We start from the raw sequence: 22,131 nt of genomic DNA on the forward strand, positions 1-22,131 counted from the left end.
TTCGATCAGACAAATCTATAATTCCTGCGTTTTCCCTAACTTAAGGAAAAGAACGCGGAAAGTGACCTCATTATTCCATTGCATGTACAGTGATAGCAAGGTGACTTTAGTAGTTGCAGTAAAGATTCTTATCCTTATGCGATGTAACCCGCATTGATTATCCCTTCATTCTTACCGCTCGTCGGGTTTTCCAGCCCAGTTGCTGATAAACTAAACGCTAAGCTCATAAAAACCAGTGGCGCGAACCGTGCCGGATATTTAGAATCGCGACCCATGAAAACTGAGAATCCATCTGTACAATTAATCCCCATTTCCGAAGACGAAGCCGGACAGCGCATAGATAACTTCCTGCGCAACATCCTTAAAGGCGTACCTAAGAGCATGATTTATCGCATCGTGCGCAAGGGTGAAGTGCGGGTAAACAAAAAGCGTATTAAACCTGAATACAAGCTGTTGGCTGGCGACGAAGTGCGCGTACCTCCGGTTCGCGTTGCCGAGCGAGATGAAGCGCCGGTCTCTGCCAAACTCGATAAAGTTGCCGCGTTAGCTGACTGCATCCTTTATGAAGACGATCATCTGCTGATCCTCAACAAACCTTCCGGCACCGCGGTGCATGGCGGGAGTGGGTTGAGCTTTGGCGTTATCGAAGGCCTAAGAGCTTTACGCCCCGACGCGCGTTTCCTTGAGTTAGTGCACCGTCTGGACAGAGACACTTCAGGCGTTCTGCTGGTGGCCAAAAAGCGTTCGGCATTGCGTTCGCTGCATGAGCAACTGCGTTTAAAAAGCATGCAGAAAGATTACCTCGCGCTGGTTCAGGGCGAATGGCAATCCCACTGCAAAGTGGTACAGGCCCCCTTGCTGAAAAACATTTTGCAGAGCGGTGAGCGTATCGTCAGGGTGAGTGCGGAAGGCAAGCCTTCTGAAACCCGCTTTAAAATTGAAGAGCGCTACGAGTTCGCCACGCTGATTAAAGCCAGCCCGGTAACTGGAAGAACGCACCAGATCCGTGTGCACGCCCAGTATGCGGGGCACCCGATTGCTTTTGACGACAGATATGGCGATCGCGATTTTGACGGACAATTAGCCGGAACGGGGTTAAATCGCCTATTCCTGCATGCCGCTGCTTTGCGTTTTGAGCACCCTGGTACCGGCGAGACGTTGCGCATTGAGGCTCCAATGGATGCCAAACTGCGCAACTGCTTGAAGAAGCTGCGTCTCAAACCTGCCAAAGGCTAATGCTTTTATACTGACTGTTGGCGCAGAAGGGGATTGACCCCTTTAGCGCGCAACAGTTCCAGCAGTGCAATCAACGGCAGACCAATCAGCGTATTGGGATCTCTGCCGTTGAGTTGGCTAAATAAACTGATCCCCACCCCCTCGCACTTAAAGCTCCCCGCGCAATCGTAAGGCTGTTCCATCTCTAAATAGTTGCTTATCTCTTCATCGCTTAACGCCCGGAAGGAAACTTCAAAGGGTTCGCATAAGGTAACGGCTTGCTGAGTGCGGCTATCGAGCAGTGACAGGCCAGTGTAGAAGGTCACCACCTTGCTACTTGCCGCGCGCAATTGTCGTTTCGCATTCTCAAAGGTGTGAGGCTTGCCGGTGATTTTTCCCTCGATTGCACAGACCTGGTCTGAACCGATGATCAAATGATTGGGATGCGAGTGCATCAAAGCCCGCGCCTTGGCTTCGGCCAATCGTTTGACTAAAGTTTCAGGCGATTCATTAGCATAGGGCGACTCGTCGATATTCGGCGCGGCACAGCTAAACTCAAGGTTAAGCTTTTCAAGCAGTGCGCGGCGGTAGGTTGATGTCGAAGCGAGCAGAATAGGGGGTAAAGTTGGCATTATTATTTTTTTCACAAAGCGTAGCGTTATTTATTTGCACATCTTAAACTGTTGGCCGCTGTGGAAGCGAATATTGGTGAAAGGTGCGGTTTTGAGGCCTTTTTCTTTGACTCTATGTCGTTACAAAGTTAATATGCGCGCCCTATGCAAAAAGTAAAATTACCCTTGGCCGTTGATGCGGTTCGTACAGCCCAAAAGCGTTTAGATTACTCCGGTGTCTACACGCCTGATCAGGTAACACGAGTTGCGGCATCAGTGGTTAGTGTTGATTCTGATGTGGAAACATCTTTGTCGTTTAATATCGACAATCAACGGCTGGCCGTTATCGAAGGCAAATCAGCAGTTCTCGTAACTCTGGAATGTCAGCGATGTGGTAAGACGTTTGAGCATCAGGTTCACACAACATATTGTTTTAGCCCTGTTCGCAATGATGAACAGGCTGAGGCATTACCGGAAGCGTACGAGCCGATCGAAGTCGACGACTTTGGCGAAGTTGATCTGCTGGCAATGATTGAAGATGAAATCATTCTTTCTTTGCCTGTCGTTCCGGTACATGAATCTGAACACTGTGAAGTGTCCGACGCGGACATGGTATTTGGTAAACTGCCTGAAGAGGCGGAGAAACCAAATCCATTTGCCGTATTAGCGAGTTTAAAGAAAAGTACTTAAGGAGTAAGGTCCATGGCCGTACAACAGAATAAACCAACCCGTTCTAAACGTGGCATGCGTCGCTCTCACGATGCTCTGACCACTTCCACTCTGTCTGTGGACAAAACTTCTGGTGAAACTCACCTGCGTCACCATATCACTGCCGACGGTTTCTACCGCGGTCGCAAGGTAATCGGCTGAGATTTGCTTGCTACTTATTTGCGTGATAACTCACTCATGATAAGTACTAGCAAGGCGATACCTTGACTCGTCTAACCCTTGCGTTAGATGTAATGGGCGGGGACTTCGGTCCTTCCGTCACAGTGCCTGCTTCATTGCAGGCACTGATCTCTAATTCTGAACTCCATCTTCTTCTGGTCGGGGATCCCGACGCAATCACGCCTTTCCTTGCTAAAGCCGATCCTTCTCTGAGAGAACGAATTCGGATTATTCCTGCTGAATCAGTTATAGCCAGCGACGCTCGCGCATCGCAAGCTATCCGGGCCAGCAAAGGAAGTTCAATGCGGGTGGCCTTAGAGCTGATTAAGAGTGGAGACGCGCAGGCCTGTGTCAGTGCTGGTAATACTGGTGCACTGATGGGACTCGCAAAAATGGTTATAAAGCCTCTGGAAGGTATTGAACGCCCGGCGCTGATGACGGTGTTACCGAATCAGCTGCGCAGTAAAACGGTGGTGTTGGATCTTGGGGCGAATGTTGAATGTGACAGCACGATGCTGGTCCAGTTTGCCGTGATGGGTTCGGTGATGGCTGAAGAAGTCATCGGCATTGAGAACCCGCGCGTAGCCTTGCTGAATATCGGCGAGGAAGAGTCGAAAGGGCTGGATAACATTCGTGACGCGGCAGCCATTTTAAAAAATACGCCAGCTATCAACTATATCGGCTATCTTGAAGGCAATGAGCTGTTAACCGGTAAAACTGATGTGATGGTGTGTGATGGCTTTGTCGGGAATGTCACACTCAAGACCATGGAAGGTGTAATAAGGATGTTTTTGTCACTGTTAAAATCCTCTGGGGAGGGTGGCAAGAAGGCTTGGTGGCTGAAATGGTTAGGCCGTATTTTGCAGAAGAAATTAGCAAAGCGCTTCGGCCATCTCAATCCAGACCAGTATAATGGCGCATGTTTAGTAGGATTACGGGGCATCGTTATTAAAAGCCACGGCGGAGCAAATCAGCGAGCGTTCGCTGTTGCTATCGAACAGGCTGTGCAGGCGGTGCAGCGGCAAGTTCCACATCGGATAGCCGCGCGCCTTGAGGCTGTATTACCCAAGAGTGACTGATCGTACATGTATACAAAAATTCTCGGTACGGGGAGCTATTTACCCGTGCAAGTTCGGACTAATGCCGACTTAGAAAAAATGGTGGATACCTCCGACGAGTGGATTGTCACCCGTACAGGTATTCGTGAACGTCGTATCGCTGCACCGGATGAGTCTGTGGCCACAATGGGCCTGCATGCAGCAGAGAAGGCACTTGAAATGGCAGGCGTTAGCGCAAGCGAAGTCGGTCTGATCATTGTTGCGACAACCTCATCTACCCACGCATTCCCAAGCTCGGCATGTCAGATTCAAAACATGTTGGGTATCAAAGATACCGCGGCATTTGACTTAGCAGCAGCTTGCGCAGGCTTCACCTATGCGCTGAGCGTTGCAGATCAATACGTCAAGAACGGTGCTGTTCGCTATGCATTAGTGATCGGCTCTGACACCTTGTCGCGCAAGCTCGATCCGCAAGATCGCGGCACCGTGATTCTGTTCGGTGACGGCGCGGGTGCTGTACTGCTTGGCGCGTCAGAAGAGCAGGGGATTATCTCCACTCACATGCACGCCGATGGCCACTATGGCAACTTGTTGACGCTGGCTTACCCAGATCAGTCTGCGCCAGAAAAACCGGCTTACGTCACTATGGCGGGCAACGAAGTCTTTAAAGTCGCCGTGACTGAATTGGCTCATATCGTTGAAGAAACGCTCGAGGCCAATAATCTTGATCGTTCAGAGCTGGATTGGCTGGTTCCGCATCAGGCCAACCTGCGCATTATCAGCGCAACGGCTAAAAAGCTGGGCATGGGCATGGATAAAGTCGTCGTGACCCTCGATCGCCATGGTAATACCTCCGCAGCGTCTGTTCCTGCGGCATTCGATGAAGCCGTTCGCGATGGCCGTATCAAGCGCGGGCAACTGGTTCTTCTCGAAGCATTTGGCGGTGGCTTTACCTGGGGCTCGGCGCTGGTACGTTTCTGATTTAACAGGATAATCAAAATGACAAAAATAGCAGTTGTTTTTCCTGGGCAGGGCTCTCAAGCCTTGGGGATGTTGGCTGATTTAGCGGCTGCGCATCCGATTGTTGAGGAAACCTTTGCAGAGGCTTCATCTGCGCTAGGGTATGATCTGTGGGAGCTGGTACAGCAGGGTCCTGCGGAAGAACTGAATAAAACTTGGCAGACCCAGCCTGCGTTGCTGGCGGCGTCTGTCGCTATCTGGCGTGTATGGCAGCAAAGCAATGGCGCGAAGCCTGCTTATCTCGCCGGTCACAGTCTGGGCGAGTATTCCGCTCTGGTTTGTGCTGGCGTGCTGGACTTCAAACAGGCTATTTCGCTGGTTGAACTGCGTGGGAAACTGATGCAAGAAGCCGTGCCAGAAGGCACTGGCGCGATGTCCGCCATTATTGGCCTGGACAACGACGCTATTGCCAAAGCTTGTGAAGAGTCTGCACAGGGGCAGGTAGTCTCGCCAGTTAACTTCAACTCTCCGGGCCAAGTGGTTATCGCCGGGCATAAAGAAGCCGTTGAGCGCGCGGGTGCTGCTTGTAAAGCCGCCGGTGCAAAACGCGCACTGCCTCTGCCTGTTAGCGTGCCGTCTCACTGTGCGCTGATGAAGCCTGCTGCCGATAAAATGGCCGTTGCGCTTGAGAACGTCACTTTTTGTGAGCCGCAATATCCGGTTGTGAACAATGTGGATGTCAAAGTTGAAACGTCGCCTGAAGCTATCCGCAGCGCGCTGGTTCGTCAGCTTTACAACCCGGTTCGCTGGACTGAATCTGTCGAATTCATGGCAGCGCAGGGCGTTGAACATTTAGTTGAAGTTGGACCAGGTAAAGTTCTTACCGGCCTGACTAAACGTATTGTTGATACTTTAACAGCAGCGGCCGTAAATGATACTGCCAGCCTGACTGCTGCGCTCGAACAAGAATAAGAGGAACATCATGAGCTTCGAAGGTAAAATTGCCCTCGTCACAGGCGCAAGCCGTGGCATTGGTCGTGCTATCGCAGAAAAGTTGGTTGCCGGTGGCGCGAAAGTCATTGGTACTGCAACAAGCGAAAGCGGCGCGGCTGCAATTAGCGAATATTTAGGTGAAAACGGCAAGGGCATTGCCCTAAATGTGGTTGATTCTGCATCGATCGAGCAAACATTGGCTACGATTCGAGCTGAATTTGGCGAAATTGACATTTTAGTTAATAATGCCGGTATCACACGTGATAACCTTCTCATGCGAATGAAAGATGACGAGTGGCAGGATATTCTTGATACGAATCTGACTTCAGTATTTCGGCTGTCAAAAGCAGTAATGCGGGCTATGATGAAAAAGCGTTTTGGCCGGATCATTACAATTGGTTCTGTTGTTGGGACTATGGGTAACGCAGGGCAGGCGAACTACGCGGCAGCTAAAGCCGGGTTAATCGGTTTTAGCAAGTCTTTGGCGCGTGAAGTGGCTTCACGCGGCATTACTGTCAACGTCGTTGCTCCCGGCTTTATTGAGACGGACATGACAAGGGCGTTGACAGATGATCAACGCGCAGGCATTTTGTCATCAGTTCCAGCCAACCGGTTGGGTGATGCCAAAGAAATTGCTAGCGCAGTTGCTTTTTTAGCCTCTGATGAGGCCAGCTACATCACTGGTGAAACATTACATGTCAATGGCGGCATGTACATGATTTAAAAATTACGAAACTATTTGCGTTATTTGCGGTAAAAACCGCAAAATAGAGCAAATTCGTGGTTTGACCAGCCGGGATTTAGTTGCATCTTTTTCAACATTTTATACACTACGAAAACCATCGCGAAAGCGAGTTTTGATAGGAAATTTAAGAGTATGAGCACTATCGAAGAACGCGTTAAGAAAATCATCGTTGAACAGCTGGGTGTTAAACAGGAAGAAGTAGTTAATGCTGCGTCTTTCGTAGACGACCTTGGCGCTGATTCTCTCGACACCGTTGAGCTGGTTATGGCTCTGGAAGAAGAGTTTGATACCGAGATCCCTGACGAAGAAGCTGAAAAGATCACCACTGTTCAGGCAGCTATTGATTTTATCAACGCTAGCCAGCAGTAAGCTAATCTGCTTTTAGTTTAGATAGTTAGGCGGTCATTCGACCGCCTAAGTTTTTTCTGACCCACCGTATCAATTTTCCCTCCCTGGAGGACACAACGTGTCTAAGCGTCGAGTTGTAGTGACTGGACTTGGCATGCTGTCTCCTGTCGGCAATACTGTAGAGTCCACTTGGAACGCTCTCCTTGCCGGTCAGAGTGGCATTAGCCTAATCGACCATTTTGATACTAGTGCCTTTGCAACGCGTTTTGCTGGCTTAGTAAAAGATTTTAACTGTGAAGAGTACATTTCGCGCAAAGATGCCCGCAAAATGGACGCCTTCATCCAGTACGGCATTGCTGCCGGCATCCAAGCGATGCAAGACTCTGGGCTTGAAGTCACTGCCGAAAACGCCCCGCGAATTGGTGCGGCGATAGGTTCAGGTATTGGCGGTCTCGGTCTAATCGAAGAAAACCATACTTCATTGGTTAACGGCGGACCCCGCAAAATTAGCCCATTTTTCGTTCCTTCCACTATCGTAAACATGATTGCCGGTCATCTGAGCATTATGTTTGGCTTACGTGGACCGAGCATTTCAATTGCCACAGCTTGTACTTCTGGTGTTCACAATATTGGTCATGCTGCGCGAATCATTGCTTATGATGATGCCGACGTCATGCTAGCCGGCGGTGCCGAAAAGGCCAGTACCCCATTGGGCGTTGGCGGTTTTGGCGCTGCACGTGCTTTATCTACGCGTAATGATAATCCGCAGGCCGCGAGCCGTCCGTGGGATAAAGAACGTGATGGTTTCGTACTTGGCGATGGCGCTGGCATTATGGTGCTGGAAGAGTACGAACACGCGAAAAAGCGCGGTGCGAAAATTTATGCTGAAATCGTTGGTTTTGGTATGAGCAGCGATGCATTCCACATGACTTCTCCTCCTGAGGATGGCGCTGGCGCAGCTCTCGCGATGGAAAATGCCTTGCGCGATGCTGGCATTGCCGCCTCTAAAATTGGCTATATCAACGCGCACGGTACTTCTACCGCCGCCGGAGATAAAGCCGAGGCCCAAGCCGTTAAATCGGTGTTTGGTGCTGACGCACAGCGCGTGCTGGTGAGTTCGACCAAGTCTATGACCGGCCACCTGCTGGGCGCGGCCGGGGCGGTAGAGTCCATCTTTACCCTGCTGGCGCTGCGCGATCAGGCTGTCCCTCCAACTATTAACTTGGATAATCCAGATGAAGGTTGTGATTTGGACTTTGTTCCGCACGAAGCTCGTCAGGTAAGCAATATGGAATACACGCTGTGTAACTCGTTTGGCTTTGGCGGCACCAATGGTTCATTGGTCTTCCGTAAAGTCTGACGGGATATTCCCAGCCTGTTGAAGATGTCTGAAAGGCCCGATATTCGGGCCTTTTTGTTATCTGATACTCGCGGTATAAAGTCGGAATGCTCTACTTGATAGGTTAAGCGAACTGCCTCAGGCTTCGCAGCGGACTGGCTCACAAGCGTCACAGTGGGAGTAAGTAATGTGGATTAACGGTGTCTCGACCAATTTACTGCCAGTAGGCGACCGTTCTGCGCAATTTGGCGACGGCAGCTTTACAACGGCCCATATCTCAGAGGGGAAGGTAAAGCTGCTGTCAGCGCATCTCGACCGGCTAAAAGCCGCGACCGAGCGTTTGATGATTACGGGCGTGGATTGGGCATTGCTCGAGGCCGAAATGGCCCACGCCGCCAGCCTACGCGACGAAGCTGTGCTCAAGGTGATGGTTACGCGCGGAGTAGGCGGTCGGGGCTATAGCCCTCAAGGCTGTGTCTCGCCGACGCGAATTATCTCCACCTCTAATTATCCGGCGCACTATCACGCATGGCGCGAACAGCGCATTAAACTGGCCCTTAGCCCAGTGGCGCTCAGCCAAAACCCGCTGTTAGCCGGTATTAAGCATCTTAACCGCCTCGAGCAGGTGATGGTGCGTTTGCACCTCGACCAAACGGACGCCCAAGAGGCGCTAGTGGTTGATACCGCCGGGATGCTGGTAGAATGCTGTGCCGCCAATCTTTTCTGGCGCAAAGGGGAAAAGGTTTTTACCCCCGATCTGTCACTGTCAGGGGTGTCTGGCGTGATGCGTAACCATATTATTGCATTGCTTGAGCAAAGTGGCCGGTTTAGCGTTTCCGTGGTTTCAGAGCCGCCACAGACCCTGAGCGATGCAGACGAAGTGATTATTTGTAATGCCCTGATGCCCTTTATGCCGGTGCGTCAGGTTGAAGATTGGCATTTTACGTCGTCAACCTTGAACGACTTTTTACATCAGGTTTGTTAAACCAGCGCATCAGAAGTGAACATTTATGAAGAATAAAAAACTCAAAATCCCTGCTCTTATTATCGTCATTCTGCTTGCTGCGCTGGCTTTTGGTTACCATAAAGTGAAAACTTTTGGCGATCGCCCGATCAATGTCAGTAGTGAGACTATCTTTACTCTGCCTGCCGGTACGGGCCGCGTGGTGCTGGAAACCCTTCTGGTGAAGCACCAGATAATGCAAAAAAATCCCTACTTCTCTTGGCTGCTGCGCATTGAGCCGGAGCTGAGTAATTTCAAAGCTGGGACCTATCGCTTTGAAAAAGGCATGACGGTTCGCCAAATGCTCGAATTACTGAGAAGTGGCAAAGAGGCGCAGTTTAGCGTGCGTCTGGTGGAAGGCTTTAAACTCAGCGACTGGATGAAAGTGCTGGATAACGCAGGTTATCTCAAACATGAATTGAGTGGCAAAACCGGCGAAGAAATTGCCGCCGCGCTGGGCATGACCGACACCAAAAACGCCGAAGGCTGGCTCTATCCTGATACTTATCTCTATACCGCGGGCATGACTGACCTGTCTCTGCTCAAGCGCGCTCACCAGCATATGGAGAAGACGGTAGACACTATTTGGAAAGGCCGGGCTGATTCACTGCCTTATAAAACGCCAACCGATATGCTAACCATGGCGTCTATTATTGAAAAAGAGACGGCGGTTAAAGAGGAGCGCGCGGAAGTGGCTTCGGTATTTATCAACCGTCTGCGCATCGGCATGCGCTTGCAGACTGACCCCACGGTGATTTACGGCATGGGTGAGAGCTACAAAGGTAATATCAGCCGTAAAGATCTGGAGACGCCGACGCCTTACAACACCTATGTAATTTCTGGTTTGCCGCCATCGCCAATCGCGATGCCGAGCGAAGCCTCGATCGAAGCCGCGGCTCATCCGGCAACGACCAATTACCTCTATTTTGTGGCTGACGGCAAAGGCGGCCACACCTTTACGACTAACCTCGAAAATCACAATAAAGCGGTGCGTGTGTATCGCGAGGCATTGAAAAATAAGAATGAAAAGTAAGTTTATTGTTATTGAAGGTCTGGAAGGGGCCGGTAAAACCACGGCGCGCGACGTCGTGGTAAACCAACTTCGCCAACTCGGCGTCGAGGAGATTGTCTTCACCCGCGAGCCGGGCGGGACGCCTTTGGCTGAAAAGCTGCGCGACCTGTTTAAACGCGGCGTTGACGACGACAAGCCGACGGTGAAAGCCGAAGTGCTGATGCTCTACGCCGCCCGCGTGCAGTTGGTGGAAACCGTTATTATGCCCGCCTTAGCGCGCGGAGCCTGGGTGGTGGGCGATCGTCACGACCTCTCTTCGCAAGCTTATCAGGGCGGCGGTCGTGGCATCGACGCTGAGCTGATGCGCTCGCTGCGTGATATCTCACTGGGGGACTTCCGTCCTGATCTGACGCTGTATCTCGATTTGCCGCCTGAAATTGGTTTGCAACGCGCCAGCGCGCGCGGCGAGCTAGATCGCATTGAGAAAGAGGCTCTGCCGTTCTTTGAGCGGACGCGCGCGCGCTACCTTAGTCTAGTAGCGCAAGACTCGCGGATCAAAACCATTGACGCTTCGCAGCCTCTGGAACAGGTCACGGCCTCTATTCAGCAGACTTTGCAACAGTGGTTTGCCGAGCAGCAGGGCGAAGCGCAATGACATGGTATCCGTGGCTGAGCGCCCCTTATCGTCAACTGGTGAGCCAATACCAATCTGGCCGGGGCCACCATGCCTTGCTGATGCACGCGGCGCGCGGTATGGGCGAGGACGCTCTGGTTTACGGACTGAGCCGTTGGTTGCTGTGCCAGCATCAAGACGGCGAGAAAAGCTGCGGCACCTGCCACAGCTGCCAGCTGATGATTGCCGGAAACCATCCTGACTGCCACGTGTTAACGCCAGAAAAAGGCAAGAATTCGCTCGGTATTGATCCCGTCCGTCAACTGATTGAAACGCTCTACAACTATTCTCAGCAGGGTGGGGCGAAAGTGGTCTGGCTGCCCGACGCTGAGTTGCTGACCGAGGCGGCGGCCAACGCGCTGTTGAAAACGCTGGAAGAGCCGCCGGTGAAAACCTATTTCCTGATGGGTTGTACCGAACCGGCCAGCCTGCTGGCGACTTTGCGCAGCCGCTGCCAGTATTGGCATTTGGCGACGCCAGACGAAAATCTGGCGGCGCAGTGGCTCAATCGCCAACTGAGCGCCGATCCGGTAGCTATTAAAACTGCTCTCAGGCTTGGCAACGGTACGCCGCTATCGGCGCAAGCGCTGTTGCAGCCCGAGCGCTGGAAGCAGCGTGTGGCGCTGTGCCAGCAGTTGGCTGAAAGCTGCCAGCAGCGGGATATGCTCTCATTGCTGCCGCAGCTTAATCATGATGACGTCGGCGAGCGCGTGCAGTGGCTATGCTCACTGCTGCTCGACGCCATTAAATGGCAGCAAAACGCCGGGCAGTTCATCATCAATCACGACCAACAGAATTTGATTAGCCAGATTGCCCATTTGCAAACCAATGATTCATTGCAGAAAAGCGTGCAGGGTTGGATGCACTGCCGCCAGCAGTTGCTAACTATTACTGGCGTCAACCGGGAGCTTATCCTCACCGAGCAATTGCTCGAGTGGGAACAGCTGCTGGGCTAATTAAGTCCGAAAGATTATTCAGCAGCGTGTCATTTCGGTGGCGCGCTGACCTGCCAAAACCATCGTAAAGAGTTAAATATTATGTTTTTAGTCGACTCCCATTGTCATCTCGACAGTCTGGATTACAACGAGCTGCACAGCGGCGTGGATGCAGTAGTAGAAAAAGCCCGTGAGCGTGACGTGAAGTTTATGCTGGCGGTGGCGACCACTTTGCCGGGCTACCGTGCCATGACCCAGCTGATTGGCGATCGCCCGGAAGTGGCGTTTTCCTGCGGCGTACACCCATTGAACATTGATGGTGGTTATGATTTCGACGAGCTGAGCCAGCTGGCGGCGGACCCGAAAGTGGTTGCCATGGGTGAGACGGGCCTCGACTACTTCTACCAGAAAGAAGAGCAGCAGATTGCCTTGCAGCAAGAGTCTTTCCGCCATCACATCCGCGTGGGCCGCGAGCTGAACAAGCCGGTGATTGTGCATACGCGCGACGCACGACAGGACACGCTGGATATCCTGCGCGATGAGAAAGCCGGTGAGTGCGGCGGCGTGCTGCACTGCTTTACGGAAGATCTGCCGACGGCGGAGTTCTTACTGGATCTGGGCTTTTACATCTCCTTCTCAGGGATAGTTACTTTCCGTAATGCCGAGCAGCTGCGCGAAGTGGCTCGCTATATGCCGCTGGATCGTCTGTTGATTGAAACCGACTCGCCTTATCTGGCGCCGGTTCCGCACCGTGGTAAAGAGAACCAGCCAGCCTATGTTCGCGACGTGGCTGAGTATATGGCCGTATTGAAAGGGGTGAGTCTGGACGCTCTGGCCGAAGCCACAACCGCCAACTTTTCACGCCTCTTTCACCTCAACACTTCCTCCCTGAGCTAGCCTTAAAAAGCAGTCACATTCACTGGAATTATTTTACGTCTCGTAATTAATGGCCTGAACGGGTAATGTGCACATCCGTTTTAGGCTGCTTAACGCGACTAATTTGAGATTTTCTTTAACAAATGTCTCATTTTTAAACGCGCTTGCCGTCTTTTTTCAATAAAACGTGACTGCCATCAAACATTAAAAAAGGGAATTATTTTACCCTTCGTAAAAATTCAAAAGGGTGCTTAGACACCCTGAACGTCAAGGGTTTTCATAACCTTGCAACGCGGCAGTTTGCGGACTCATATAAGCGGACGCCGTGAGAAGTATCTAAAGCATCATTACTCAGGAGCACACTCAATTATGTTTAAGAACGCGTTTGCAAACCTTCAAAAGGTGGGTAAATCGCTGATGTTGCCAGTATCCGTACTGCCAATCGCAGGTATTCTGCTTGGCGTCGGGTCGGCAAACTTCAGCTGGCTGCCAATGATCGTTTCCCACGTCATGGCCGAAGCTGGTGGTTCAGTCTTCGCCAACATGCCGCTGATTTTCGCCATCGGTGTAGCACTGGGCTTTACTAACAACGACGGTGTTTCTGCACTGGCGGCTGTAGTAGCCTATGGCATCATGGTGAAAACCATGGCAGTTGTTGCGCCACTGGTACTGCACTTACCGGCGGAAGAAATTGCCGCTAAACACTTAGCAGACACCGGCGTTCTCGGCGGTATCATTGCTGGTGCGATTGCAGCCTACATGTTCAACCGTTTCTACCGCATCAAGCTGCCTGAGTACCTGGGCTTCTTCGCGGGCAAACGCTTTGTCCCAATCATTTCCGGCCTGGCTGCTATCTTCCTGGGCGTGGTGCTGTCCTTCATCTGGCCACCAGTGGGTACGGCTATCCAGACCTTCTCCCAATGGGCGGCTTACCAGAACCCAGTGGTTGCTTTCGGCATCTACGGCGTGGTTGAGCGTGCTCTGGTTCCATTCGGTCTTCACCATATCTGGAACGTTCCATTCCAGATGCAAATCGGTGAATACGTGAACTCAGCCGGTCAGGTGTTCCACGGTGACATCCCTCGCTACATGGCGGGTGACCCAACTGCGGGCAAACTGTCTGGTGGCTTCCTGTTCAAAATGTATGGTCTGCCAGCGGCTGCGATCGCTATCTGGCACTCAGCGAAACCTGAAAACCGCGCTAAAGTTGGCGGCATCATGATCTCCGCTGCGCTGACTTCATTCTTGACCGGTATCACCGAGCCAATCGAATTCTCCTTCATGTTCGTGGCACCAATCCTGTACGCAATCCACGCGATTCTGGCAGGTCTGGCCTTCCCAATCTGTATCCTGTTGGGTATGCGTGACGGTACCAGCTTCTCACACGGTCTGATCGACTTCATCGTGCTGAGCGGCAACAGCAGCCGTATCTGGCTGTTCCCTGTGGTGGGTATCATCTATGCCATCGTTTACTACAGCATCTTCCGTTTCCTGATTGTGAAACTGAACCTGAAAACACCAGGTCGCGAAGAGAGCAGCAGCGAACAATCTGCTCAGGGTGGCTCAGAAATGTCCGCTTCTCTGGTTCAGGCGTTCGGTGGTAAAGAGAACATCACTAACCTTGATGCTTGCATCACCCGTCTGCGCGTTAGCGTGGCTGATGTCTCCAAAGTGGATCAGGCTGGCCTGAAGAAACTGGGTGCAGCAGGCGTGGTCGTCGCGGGTTCGGGCGTTCAGGCAATCTTCGGTACTAAGTCTGATAACCTGAAAACGGATATGGACGAATACATGCGCAACAACTAATCCACGGATTAGCGTTGAGCAGTAGCAAAAAGGAGGCTTCGGCCTCCTTTTTTCATGTCTGTTATCGGGCAAAACGGCATTTCGGGCGAGGGATGGCGCTTTCTAAGCCAATTAAGGTTTAAAAAGCGTAATCAGGTTGAAAGGAATAGAAATTGTCACTCATACTGGTGGCATTGCTTTTGACTAAGATAAGGAGTGGCAAGATGGCCGAAGAGACAATTTTCAGCAAAATTATCCGCCGTGAGATCCCTGCGGACGTGGTTTATCAAGATGAGTTAGTCACCGCGTTTCGCGACATAGCTCCTCAGGCACCCAACCATATCCTGATCATTCCTAACGTGTTAATCCCGACCATGAATGACGTGACGACCGAGCATGAAGCCGCGCTGGGCCGCATGATGACCGTCGCGGCTAAAATTGCCGAGCAGGAGGGCATCGCTGAAAACGGTTATCGCCTGATTGTGAACTGCAATCGCGATGGTGGTCAGGAGGTTTATCACATTCATATGCATCTGGTTGGCGGCCGTAAGCTTGGCCCGATGTTGGTGCGTCCATAACGCTTTGTTTTCATAAAGCCCTTTGTTAAAAGGAAGTACCATGCGTTTTTTGATGGCGTTGTTACCCGTTGTATTACTGATGGGTTGTAGCAGTGACCCGCATATTGCACTAAACAATCAGCAGACCGTCATCATGGAATCGCCGGTGCTGACGGCGGGGATCATCCCAAGCGCGCCGTCTATCTCCGAAGTCGGTGGGCGTAAACAAGCCAGTAGCGTGCTGAGCAACAGCCAGCCTCACGCCGTGACCTTGCACTATCGTTTCTATTGGTATGACAAGCAGGGGCTGGATTTACTCCCTATTGCCGAAGCCAGAACCATTACCGTTCCGGCCAATAGTGATCTCACCATCTCCTCCCTGAACGGCAATCTTGATGCCTACAGGGTGCGTGTTCACCTCTACCTTTAATTTCCTCTACGGAGTAGGTTGATGAAAAAGTATTTCCTCATGGTGGCCTTTGCCGCCCTGATCCTCGGTGGTTGTACCTTGCCAAACAAACAGCAGCAGCAGCCTGAGCAGCCAACCGCGCCAGTCACCCCGGTTGAGCCAGAGAAACCGCAAACTGAAGTGCCGCCGCCGCCAGAAACCGTGCCGCAGCCGCCGAAAGAGCAAACTATTAATTGGAATGCCAGTGTTCAACCGATGGTAGCGAAAATGCTGCAGGCCGACGGCGTTCAGGCGGGTAGCGTGCTGCTGCTCGACAGCGTGAAAAACAGCACCAACGGCTCTCTGCAGGTAGCCAACGCCACGGCGGCGCTGCACAATGCGCTGGCCACCAATAACAAATTCCAGGTGGTTCCTGATACCCAGTTAGCCAGCGCCAAGCAGGCGTTAGGCCTGTCGGTTGACGACAGTCTGGGTTCGCGCAGCAAGGCGATTGGTCTGGCGCGCTACGTTAACGCCCAATACGTGCTGTACAGCACGGTGACCGGCGATGTGAAGTCACCGACGCTGAAAATGCAGATGATGACCGTGCCGAGTGGCGAAATTGTGTGGTCGGGCAACGGTGCCGTCCAGCATTAAGGCCTCACTCGAGCAGCGCTTAGCACAACAACTTCCGGCGGTCTTTTCCGCCGGTTGTCATTTAAGTCCGGTGACGGGGCTGACGGGCGAAAGCTGGAAAATCGAGACGGTGGGCCAAACGCTGTTGGCGCGCATGCAGTCGGCTGACAAGGCCGCGCTGGGAGTGAATCGCCGCCGCGAGCACGACCTGCTGCGTAATGTTTCCCCCTTGAATATAGCGCCACAAACCCGCCTCATCTCCCCGCCGTGGTTAGTGGTGACATGGCTGAATGGCGAACCCTGCGTGCCGGAATTTTTTTCTAGTCCGCATAATGTGGAGCGCATAAGCCAAAGGGTCGTCGCACTACAGCGGCTGCCGCCCAGTGGGCATCGGCTGCAACTGCACCAGCAATTTTCCCGCTATTGGCAACAAATTGACCGTTCGCGCCTGACTCCCGAGTGGCTGCGCCTGCACCAGCGCTTTATGCGCCAGCCCGAGCCACAGCCATTGAAGCTGGCGGTGATGCATATGGACATTCACCCCGGCAATCTGGTGGACGGCGAGCAGGGGCTGCGGCTGATTGACTGGGAGTACGCCGCCGACGGCGACGTCGCCTTAGAGCTTGCGGCGCTGTTTCGCGGCAACGGCTGGAGCGGCGAGAAGCAGCAATATTTTCTACAAGCTTATGCTGCCGCTGGCGGCTATGGCGGCAATAAAGCTACCCGGCGTCTACAGCAGCAAATTCGGTGCTGGACGCCGTGGGTAGAGTACTTAATGTTGATGTGGTTTGAAGTTCGCTGGCAGCAGACCGGCGATCGGCTATTTACAGACTGGGCGCAGCCGCTGCGTGAGAGCCTATTCACCAGCGCCATCCCCGGTAGCAAGCATAATAAATAAAGGAGAAACGACGTGGGCCCAGTAATGTTAGACGTTGCCGGCTATGAGCTGGATGCTGAAGAGCGCGAGATTTTGCAACATCCGCTGGTTGGCGGCCTGATTCTGTTTACCCGTAACTACCATGACGTGGACCAGCTGCACGAGCTGATCCGCCAAATACGCGAAGCATCCAGAGAGCGTCTGGTGCTGGCGGTCGATCAAGAAGGTGGCCGCGTGCAGCGTTTCCGCGAGGGCTTTACACGCATTCCTGCCGCGCAGTCTTTTGCTGAGCTCAACGAGTTGCACGAAGGCAAGCGTCTGGCGCAGGAAGCGGGCTGGCTGATGGCGTCTGAGATGATTGCGATGGATATTGATATCAGCTTCGCGCCGGTGCTGGATATCGGTCATTTCAGCGCCGCTATCGGCGAACGCTCATTCCACGCCGAACCGCAAAAAGCGCTGGAGATGGCCGAACAGTTCATCCTCGGCATGCACAGCGCGGGCATGAAAGTCACCGGCAAACACTTCCCCGGCCACGGCGCGGTCAGTGCTGATTCGCACAAAGAGACGCCGCGCGATGACCGCCCGCTGTCAGTCATTCGCGAGCATGACATGGCGATTTTCCGCCAGCTCAACGAGAAAAAGCTGCTCGATGCGGTGATGCCCGCTCACGTTATCTATACTCAAGCTGATCCGCGTCCGGCGAGTGGTTCGCCTTACTGGTTGCAGCAGATTTTGCGTCAGGAGCTGGGCTTCAACGGCGTTATCTTCTCCGACGACCTGTCGATGGAAGGGGCGGCGATCATGGGCAGCTATGCCGAGCGCGGACAGGCGTCGCTGGATGCCGGGTGCGACATGATTTTGGTTTGCAACAACCGTCAGGGAGCCGTGAGCGTGTTAGATAACCTGTCTCCGGTCAAAGCAGACAAGGTGGCTGGCCTGTACCATCGGGGCAAGTACAGTGGGAAAGATGCACGCCGCGATTTGTTAAATTCCAGCCGCTGGCAGCAGTCCAATCGCGAGCTCACCGCGCTGGATGCCCGCTGGCAGGAGCATAAACAGTCGGCTCGCTAATCTAATCAACGCACAGTCAGGACGAGGAAAACGATGATCATTTATTTGCATGGCTTTGACTCAACCAGCCCCGGCAACCATGAAAAGGTGCTGCAACTCCAGTTTATCGACCCGGACGTTCGCTTCATCAGCTACAGCACGCTTCATCCGCGTCACGACATGCAGCATTTGTTAAAAGAAGTGGATAAAGCCATTCAGCAATCCGGCGATCAGCGGGCGCTGATTTGCGGCGTGGGGCTGGGCGGTTTCTGGGCCGAGCGTATCGGCTTCCTGTGCGGGATTCGTCAGGTGATGTTCAACCCGAACCTTGCGCCGCAGGATAATATGACCGGCAAAATCGACCGCCCGGAAGAGTATCTGGACATCGCCACCAAGTGCGTCAGCGATTTTCGCGAGAAAAACCGCGATCGCTGTCTGGTGATTTTATCCCGCGAGGATGGCGTGCTCGACAGCAATGAAAGCGCCAGCGCGCTGCACCATTACTATGAGATTGTCTGGGACGACAAGCAGGGCCACAAATTCAAAGATATCTCGCCACACCTGCAACGCATCAAAGCCTTCAAAAACCTCGCCTGAGTTTGCGACGAGTAACAAAAAAACGGCCAGCGAATCACATTTGCGGCCGTTTTTTAACTTTTTGCCTGACCGAACTCCCCTAAACTTGCCACTGAGGCAGGACTTTTTTCTCGACTTTCTGCGCGCTAACTCCCTGATTAAAAACGGTCAAAAGCCGTGCCATTTCCGTAACTAAAATTAGCCAAATGAATTTAAATTGATGTAGGTCAATTTTGGTATGACCAAATCACCACGCGTGTTATTCTCGGGAAAGATACCGAATTAACTTAAGCCAACCCTATGTAATCTAAGGATATTAATTTTACTCTTAGATAACAATTGGTTCACATTTGAGGGGGTCATTTGACTGCTACTATGAAGAAAATTGTCATTATTGGCGGCGGAGCGGGTGGATTGGAACTGGCGACCAGCCTGGGCCATAAACTGGGCCGTAAGAAGAAAGCAGAAATCATCTTAGTGGATCGCAACCACAGCCATTTATGGAAACCTTTGCTGCATGAAGTAGCAACCGGCAGTCTGGATGACGGCGTGGATGCCCTGAGCTATCTGGCCCATGCGCGGAATCACGGTTTTAACTTCCAGATTGGTTCTCTGATCAATATCGATCGCGAGGCTCAGACCCTACAGCTGGCTGAGATCCGCGACGAGAAGAACGGCGAAGTGCTGGTGCCCGCGCGTGATATCGCCTATGACACTTTGGTCATGGCGCTGGGCAGTACCTCAAACGACTTCGGCACGCCGGGCGTCAAAGAGAACTGCATCTTCTTGGACAACCCCCATCAGGCACACCGTTTCCACAACGAAATGCTCAATCTGTTCCTCAAATTCTCTGCAAACCCTGACAAGCAGAAGAAGGTGAATATCGCCATTGTCGGCGGCGGGGCGACCGGCGTTGAGCTGTCCGCCGAGCTGCATAACGCGGTGAAACAGCTGCACAGCTATGGCTTTGAAGGTCTGGATAATCAGGCGCTTAACGTCACGCTGGTGGAAGCGGGCGAGCGTATTCTTCCTGCACTGCCACCGCGCATTTCTGCGGCGGCGCATCAGGAACTCACTAAGATTGGCGTGCGCGTGCTGACCAAAACCATGGTCACCAGTGCCGATGCCAATGGCTTGAACACTAAAGACGGCGAGTTTATCGACGCTGACCTGATGGTGTGGGCGGCGGGGATCAAAGCACCGGACTTTATGAAAGATATCGCCGGGCTGGAAACCAACCGTATCAACCAGCTGGTGGTTGAGCCAACGCTGCAAACCACTCGCGACCCGAACATCTTCGCCATCGGCGACTGCGCGTCATGCCCGCAAAAGAGCGGCGGCTTCGTGCCTCCTCGCGCGCAGTCTGCTCACCAGATGGCGTCGCGCTGCTTCGACAACATCATGGCGCAGCGCAACGGCCATAGCCTGAAAGACTATGTCTATAAAGACCACGGCTCATTGGTATCGCTGTCGCGCTTTAGCACCGTCGGCAGCCTGATGGGCAACCTAATGAAAGGCTCGATGATGGTCGAAGGGCGTCTGGCGCGTATCGTGTATGTTTCTCTCTACCGTATGCACCAGATTGCACTGCACGGCTACGCCAAAACCGGCCTGATGATGCTGGTGGGCGGCATTAACAAAGTGATTCGCCCGCGCCTGAAATTGCATTAATGCTGTAGGGCATGGCCTTAAGCACTGATGAATCAAAAAGCCTGTATTAACAGGCTTTTTTCTTTTTGCCAGCCAGCCGGTTCAATTCAGCATAAGATGTTATATAAATCCCTTCGCTAGCTAAGAATTCTCCTAAACAAGCATTTCTGCCTTATAAACCCGCGCTTTTCATCCCTAAATCTTATTGTCGGAATAGGAAACATTGTGCAGACTTTGCATTGTTTACAGACGGCGATTCACGCACGCCGATCCCTCAACCTAGCGGCCTAGCCCTTTGAGGTTTTGTCTCTTGACGCTGGCGTACAGCGTCAGCCACTCCGGCAGCGGGAGACAAAATGCGTGGTAACATTTCAGGAGGATGTCCTGTGAACAAGTCAATGTTAGCTGGCGTAGGTATTGGTGTAGCGGCTGCGCTCGGTATTGCAGCTGTCGCAAGTATGAATGTTTTTTCATCTGGCCCAGAGTATGCACAAGTGCTCAGCGCGACGCCGATTAAAGAAACGCTGAAAACTCCACGCCAGGAGTGCCGTAACGTGACTGTTACCCACAGACGCCCTGTGCAGGATGAGCATCAGATTGCCGGTTCCGTACTGGGTGCGGTCGCCGGTGGCGTACTGGGTCATCAGTTTGGTGGCGGTCGTGGTCGTGATGTTGCGACCATCGCGGGCGCACTGGGCGGCGGCTATGCCGGTAACCGGGTTCAAAGCAGCATGCAGGAAGGTGACACTTACACCACTCAGCAGCAGCGTTGTAACACCGTTTACGACAAGTCAGAAAAAATGCTGGGTTATGACGTGACCTATAAAATCGGCAACCAGCAAGGCAAAGTGCGTATGGACCATGATCCAGGCACGCAAATCCCGTTGGATAAAAGCGGCCAGTTGCAGCTTACCCGCAGCTAATAGCACGCCGTTCGACGCAGAAAAAAGCCTGGGGCAAATGCTTCAGGCTTTTTTGTTTTCAGGCCGTGCCGTTTTTGTGTTTCACAATATCGGCCATCACTGCCAGCGCTATCTCCGCCGGGGTCTTACTGCCGATATTTAACCCGACGGGGGCGTGCAGCCGCTCGAAATCTTCAGGAGCGAATTGTGCAATATTGCGTAGCCTTTCCCGACGGCGGGCGCTGTTAAGCTGTGAACCCATGGCGCCAATATAAAAGGCTGGCGTGTTCACGGCTTCCATCAGGGTTAAATCGTCCATTCGCGGGTCATGGGTCAGCGCCACAATGGCGGTATTGGCGTGGCAGCCATGGTCCTCTAGGTATTTCGCCGGGAAGCTGTGTTCTAACTTCACATCGGCTTTCAACATTGAGACGAAGTTCTCCAGCACCTCTTCACGGCATTCGCACACCACCACTTCGAACCCCAAGGCGCAGGCGAAATCGGCGCAGTAAAGGGCCACGCTGGATAATCCGGCGATCAGCAGGCGCGGCGCGGCGGCAATATGTAGCTGAATATTATTGCCCTGGCGGCTGACTTTGGTGTGGCTGTGGTAGCCGGTCAGCGCCAGATGGTCGCAAGCCTGAGGCAGCGTCAGGGTTTTATTCAGGGCGTAGTGCCCGCGAAGGGCCTGCGCCATGCGCGACAGGTACTCTCGGCTTGAATCCGAGGCGGGAAGATACTCCACCAGCACGTCGAGCGAGCCGCCGCAGGGCAGGGCGACGTTGGGCGTCATGCCTCCTTCGCCATAGCGAATCACCTGACTGGCCGCCAGATACTCATCCTCGGCAATGCGTTGTAGAAAATCATCCTCCACGCAGCCGCCGGAGAGCGAGCCGCAGTATGAGCCATCGCGCGTCGCCGCCAACAGCGCACCCGGCGCCCGCGGCGAAGATCCATAGGTGGTGAGCACGGTACACAGCCAGACCGGCTGCTGCTGAAGCCACTCTTCCGCCCGTTCGATAACCTGAATATCAAGGTGTTGCATAAGAGTTCC

General features: G+C 52.9%; 25 protein-coding genes. 23 read left to right on the forward strand and 2 right to left on the reverse strand.

What is annotated here, in order from left to right; translation table 11 throughout:
* The first annotated feature begins 273 nt into the window (after window positions 1-273).
* Window positions 274-1,236 carry a 23S rRNA pseudouridine(955/2504/2580) synthase RluC gene (gene rluC / locus SBO83_RS02335; RefSeq protein WP_353502553.1) on the forward strand — a complete coding sequence of 321 codons (963 nt, stop codon included), beginning with the start codon at window positions 274-276 and terminating at the stop codon, window positions 1,234-1,236.
* A gap of 5 nt (window positions 1,237-1,241) precedes the next feature.
* Here the strand turns inward: rluC and SBO83_RS02340 are convergent, their stop codons facing one another.
* Complete coding sequence (locus SBO83_RS02340) at window positions 1,242-1,847, reverse strand: Maf family nucleotide pyrophosphatase (protein WP_396130333.1); 606 nt, start codon at window positions 1,845-1,847, stop codon at window positions 1,242-1,244.
* Window positions 1,848-1,991: 144 nt separating this feature from the next.
* Between SBO83_RS02340 and yceD the strand changes: the two genes are divergently transcribed.
* The 22 genes from yceD to SBO83_RS02450 all read left to right on the forward strand — a co-directional run bounded on the left by yceD (window position 1,992) and on the right by SBO83_RS02450 (window position 21,098).
* Window positions 1,992-2,516 (forward strand): 23S rRNA accumulation protein YceD, encoded by a 525-nt coding sequence (yceD, locus tag SBO83_RS02345; protein ID WP_034791386.1) that lies wholly within the window; start codon window positions 1,992-1,994, stop codon window positions 2,514-2,516.
* Window positions 2,517-2,528: 12 nt separating this feature from the next.
* Complete coding sequence (gene rpmF / locus SBO83_RS02350) at window positions 2,529-2,696, forward strand: 50S ribosomal protein L32 (RefSeq protein ID WP_013576249.1); 168 nt, start codon at window positions 2,529-2,531, stop codon at window positions 2,694-2,696.
* 62 nt (window positions 2,697-2,758) lie between these two features.
* The gene (gene plsX, locus SBO83_RS02355) at window positions 2,759-3,793 is read left to right on the forward strand and encodes a phosphate acyltransferase PlsX (RefSeq protein WP_034791383.1); all 1,035 of its coding nucleotides are present in this window, start codon (window positions 2,759-2,761) and stop codon (window positions 3,791-3,793) included.
* Window positions 3,794-3,799: 6 nt separating this feature from the next.
* Complete coding sequence (locus SBO83_RS02360; protein WP_396130334.1) at window positions 3,800-4,753, forward strand: beta-ketoacyl-ACP synthase III; 954 nt, start codon at window positions 3,800-3,802, stop codon at window positions 4,751-4,753.
* A gap of 18 nt (window positions 4,754-4,771) precedes the next feature.
* Complete coding sequence (fabD, locus tag SBO83_RS02365; RefSeq protein WP_396130335.1) at window positions 4,772-5,704, forward strand: ACP S-malonyltransferase; 933 nt, start codon at window positions 4,772-4,774, stop codon at window positions 5,702-5,704.
* Between the two features lie 10 nt (window positions 5,705-5,714).
* Window positions 5,715-6,449 carry a 3-oxoacyl-ACP reductase FabG gene (gene fabG / locus SBO83_RS02370; protein ID WP_034791377.1) on the forward strand — a complete coding sequence of 245 codons (735 nt, stop codon included), beginning with the start codon at window positions 5,715-5,717 and terminating at the stop codon, window positions 6,447-6,449.
* A 153-nt stretch (window positions 6,450-6,602) separates the two neighbouring features.
* Window positions 6,603-6,839, forward strand: a complete 237-nt coding sequence (gene acpP, locus SBO83_RS02375; RefSeq protein ID WP_015690190.1) for an acyl carrier protein — start codon at window positions 6,603-6,605, stop codon at window positions 6,837-6,839.
* Between the two features lie 97 nt (window positions 6,840-6,936).
* On the forward strand, window positions 6,937-8,178 hold the full coding sequence (gene fabF / locus SBO83_RS02380; RefSeq protein ID WP_353502548.1) for a beta-ketoacyl-ACP synthase II: 1,242 nt from the start codon (window positions 6,937-6,939) through the stop codon (window positions 8,176-8,178).
* Between the two features lie 166 nt (window positions 8,179-8,344).
* Window positions 8,345-9,142 (forward strand): aminodeoxychorismate lyase, encoded by a 798-nt coding sequence (gene pabC, locus SBO83_RS02385; protein ID WP_396130336.1) that lies wholly within the window; start codon window positions 8,345-8,347, stop codon window positions 9,140-9,142.
* Window positions 9,143-9,167: 25 nt separating this feature from the next.
* Complete coding sequence (gene mltG / locus SBO83_RS02390; RefSeq protein WP_353502546.1) at window positions 9,168-10,193, forward strand: endolytic transglycosylase MltG; 1,026 nt, start codon at window positions 9,168-9,170, stop codon at window positions 10,191-10,193.
* Window positions 10,183-10,827: a dTMP kinase gene (tmk, locus tag SBO83_RS02395; protein ID WP_396130337.1), complete on the forward strand. Its 645-nt coding sequence runs from the start codon at window positions 10,183-10,185 to the stop codon at window positions 10,825-10,827. The genes mltG and tmk overlap by 11 nt, the downstream gene beginning before the upstream one ends.
* A complete protein-coding gene (holB, locus tag SBO83_RS02400) occupies window positions 10,824-11,801 on the forward strand; it encodes a DNA polymerase III subunit delta' (protein WP_396130338.1) in 978 nt (325 codons plus the stop codon). The genes tmk and holB overlap by 4 nt, the downstream gene beginning before the upstream one ends.
* Window positions 11,802-11,882: 81 nt before the next feature.
* Window positions 11,883-12,677: a metal-dependent hydrolase gene (locus SBO83_RS02405; RefSeq protein ID WP_396130339.1), complete on the forward strand. Its 795-nt coding sequence runs from the start codon at window positions 11,883-11,885 to the stop codon at window positions 12,675-12,677.
* A gap of 348 nt (window positions 12,678-13,025) precedes the next feature.
* Entirely contained in the window at window positions 13,026-14,459 is a 1,434-nt protein-coding gene (gene ptsG, locus SBO83_RS02410; RefSeq protein WP_353502542.1) for a PTS glucose transporter subunit IIBC, read from the forward strand.
* 203 nt (window positions 14,460-14,662) lie between these two features.
* Window positions 14,663-15,016 (forward strand): purine nucleoside phosphoramidase, encoded by a 354-nt coding sequence (hinT, locus tag SBO83_RS02415; protein ID WP_353502541.1) that lies wholly within the window; start codon window positions 14,663-14,665, stop codon window positions 15,014-15,016.
* A gap of 40 nt (window positions 15,017-15,056) precedes the next feature.
* A complete protein-coding gene (locus SBO83_RS02420) occupies window positions 15,057-15,425 on the forward strand; it encodes a YcfL family protein (RefSeq protein WP_396130340.1) in 369 nt (122 codons plus the stop codon).
* Between the two features lie 21 nt (window positions 15,426-15,446).
* Window positions 15,447-16,040, forward strand: a complete 594-nt coding sequence (gene lpoB / locus SBO83_RS02425) for a penicillin-binding protein activator LpoB (protein WP_353502539.1) — start codon at window positions 15,447-15,449, stop codon at window positions 16,038-16,040.
* Window positions 15,997-16,917, forward strand: coding sequence for a phosphotransferase (locus SBO83_RS02430; RefSeq protein ID WP_396130341.1), 921 nt, complete (start codon window positions 15,997-15,999; stop codon window positions 16,915-16,917). Before lpoB ends, SBO83_RS02430 begins: the two co-directional genes overlap by 44 nt.
* A gap of 24 nt (window positions 16,918-16,941) precedes the next feature.
* The gene (nagZ, locus tag SBO83_RS02435; RefSeq protein WP_396130342.1) at window positions 16,942-17,970 is read left to right on the forward strand and encodes a beta-N-acetylhexosaminidase; all 1,029 of its coding nucleotides are present in this window, start codon (window positions 16,942-16,944) and stop codon (window positions 17,968-17,970) included.
* Window positions 17,971-18,003: 33 nt separating this feature from the next.
* On the forward strand, window positions 18,004-18,546 hold the full coding sequence (gene ycfP / locus SBO83_RS02440) for an alpha/beta hydrolase YcfP (RefSeq protein ID WP_353502536.1): 543 nt from the start codon (window positions 18,004-18,006) through the stop codon (window positions 18,544-18,546).
* Window positions 18,547-18,888: 342 nt separating this feature from the next.
* Window positions 18,889-20,196 carry an FAD-dependent oxidoreductase gene (locus tag SBO83_RS02445; RefSeq protein WP_396130343.1) on the forward strand — a complete coding sequence of 436 codons (1,308 nt, stop codon included), beginning with the start codon at window positions 18,889-18,891 and terminating at the stop codon, window positions 20,194-20,196.
* 365 nt (window positions 20,197-20,561) lie between these two features.
* The gene (locus SBO83_RS02450) at window positions 20,562-21,098 is read left to right on the forward strand and encodes a glycine zipper 2TM domain-containing protein (protein ID WP_034791349.1); all 537 of its coding nucleotides are present in this window, start codon (window positions 20,562-20,564) and stop codon (window positions 21,096-21,098) included.
* 58 nt (window positions 21,099-21,156) lie between these two features.
* Here the strand turns inward: SBO83_RS02450 and SBO83_RS02455 are convergent, their stop codons facing one another.
* A complete protein-coding gene (locus SBO83_RS02455; RefSeq protein WP_396130344.1) occupies window positions 21,157-22,122 on the reverse strand; it encodes an XdhC family protein in 966 nt (321 codons plus the stop codon).
* Between the last annotated feature and the right edge of the window lie 9 nt (window positions 22,123-22,131).

It is taken from the genome of Ewingella allii, from assembly GCF_044430645.1.
In the GTDB taxonomy this organism is placed as follows: domain Bacteria; phylum Pseudomonadota; class Gammaproteobacteria; order Enterobacterales; family Enterobacteriaceae; genus Ewingella; species Ewingella allii.

Coding starts and splice junctions, on each gene's coding strand:
- rluC (WP_353502553.1), top strand. CDS start 274: ATGAAAACTGAGAATCCATCTGTACAATTAATCCCCATTTCCGAAGAC.
- SBO83_RS02340 (WP_396130333.1), bottom strand. CDS start 1,847: ATGCCAACTTTACCCCCTATTCTGCTCGCTTCGACATCAACCTACCGC.
- yceD (WP_034791386.1), top strand. CDS start 1,992: ATGCAAAAAGTAAAATTACCCTTGGCCGTTGATGCGGTTCGTACAGCC.
- rpmF (WP_013576249.1), top strand. CDS start 2,529: ATGGCCGTACAACAGAATAAACCAACCCGTTCTAAACGTGGCATGCGT.
- SBO83_RS02360 (WP_396130334.1), top strand. CDS start 3,800: ATGTATACAAAAATTCTCGGTACGGGGAGCTATTTACCCGTGCAAGTT.
- fabD (WP_396130335.1), top strand. CDS start 4,772: ATGACAAAAATAGCAGTTGTTTTTCCTGGGCAGGGCTCTCAAGCCTTG.
- fabG (WP_034791377.1), top strand. CDS start 5,715: ATGAGCTTCGAAGGTAAAATTGCCCTCGTCACAGGCGCAAGCCGTGGC.
- acpP (WP_015690190.1), top strand. CDS start 6,603: ATGAGCACTATCGAAGAACGCGTTAAGAAAATCATCGTTGAACAGCTG.
- pabC (WP_396130336.1), top strand. CDS start 8,345: ATGTGGATTAACGGTGTCTCGACCAATTTACTGCCAGTAGGCGACCGT.
- mltG (WP_353502546.1), top strand. CDS start 9,168: ATGAAGAATAAAAAACTCAAAATCCCTGCTCTTATTATCGTCATTCTG.
- tmk (WP_396130337.1), top strand. CDS start 10,183: ATGAAAAGTAAGTTTATTGTTATTGAAGGTCTGGAAGGGGCCGGTAAA.
- holB (WP_396130338.1), top strand. CDS start 10,824: ATGACATGGTATCCGTGGCTGAGCGCCCCTTATCGTCAACTGGTGAGC.
- SBO83_RS02405 (WP_396130339.1), top strand. CDS start 11,883: ATGTTTTTAGTCGACTCCCATTGTCATCTCGACAGTCTGGATTACAAC.
- ptsG (WP_353502542.1), top strand. CDS start 13,026: ATGTTTAAGAACGCGTTTGCAAACCTTCAAAAGGTGGGTAAATCGCTG.
- hinT (WP_353502541.1), top strand. CDS start 14,663: ATGGCCGAAGAGACAATTTTCAGCAAAATTATCCGCCGTGAGATCCCT.
- SBO83_RS02420 (WP_396130340.1), top strand. CDS start 15,057: ATGCGTTTTTTGATGGCGTTGTTACCCGTTGTATTACTGATGGGTTGT.
- lpoB (WP_353502539.1), top strand. CDS start 15,447: ATGAAAAAGTATTTCCTCATGGTGGCCTTTGCCGCCCTGATCCTCGGT.
- nagZ (WP_396130342.1), top strand. CDS start 16,942: ATGTTAGACGTTGCCGGCTATGAGCTGGATGCTGAAGAGCGCGAGATT.
- ycfP (WP_353502536.1), top strand. CDS start 18,004: ATGATCATTTATTTGCATGGCTTTGACTCAACCAGCCCCGGCAACCAT.
- SBO83_RS02455 (WP_396130344.1), bottom strand. CDS start 22,122: ATGCAACACCTTGATATTCAGGTTATCGAACGGGCGGAAGAGTGGCTT.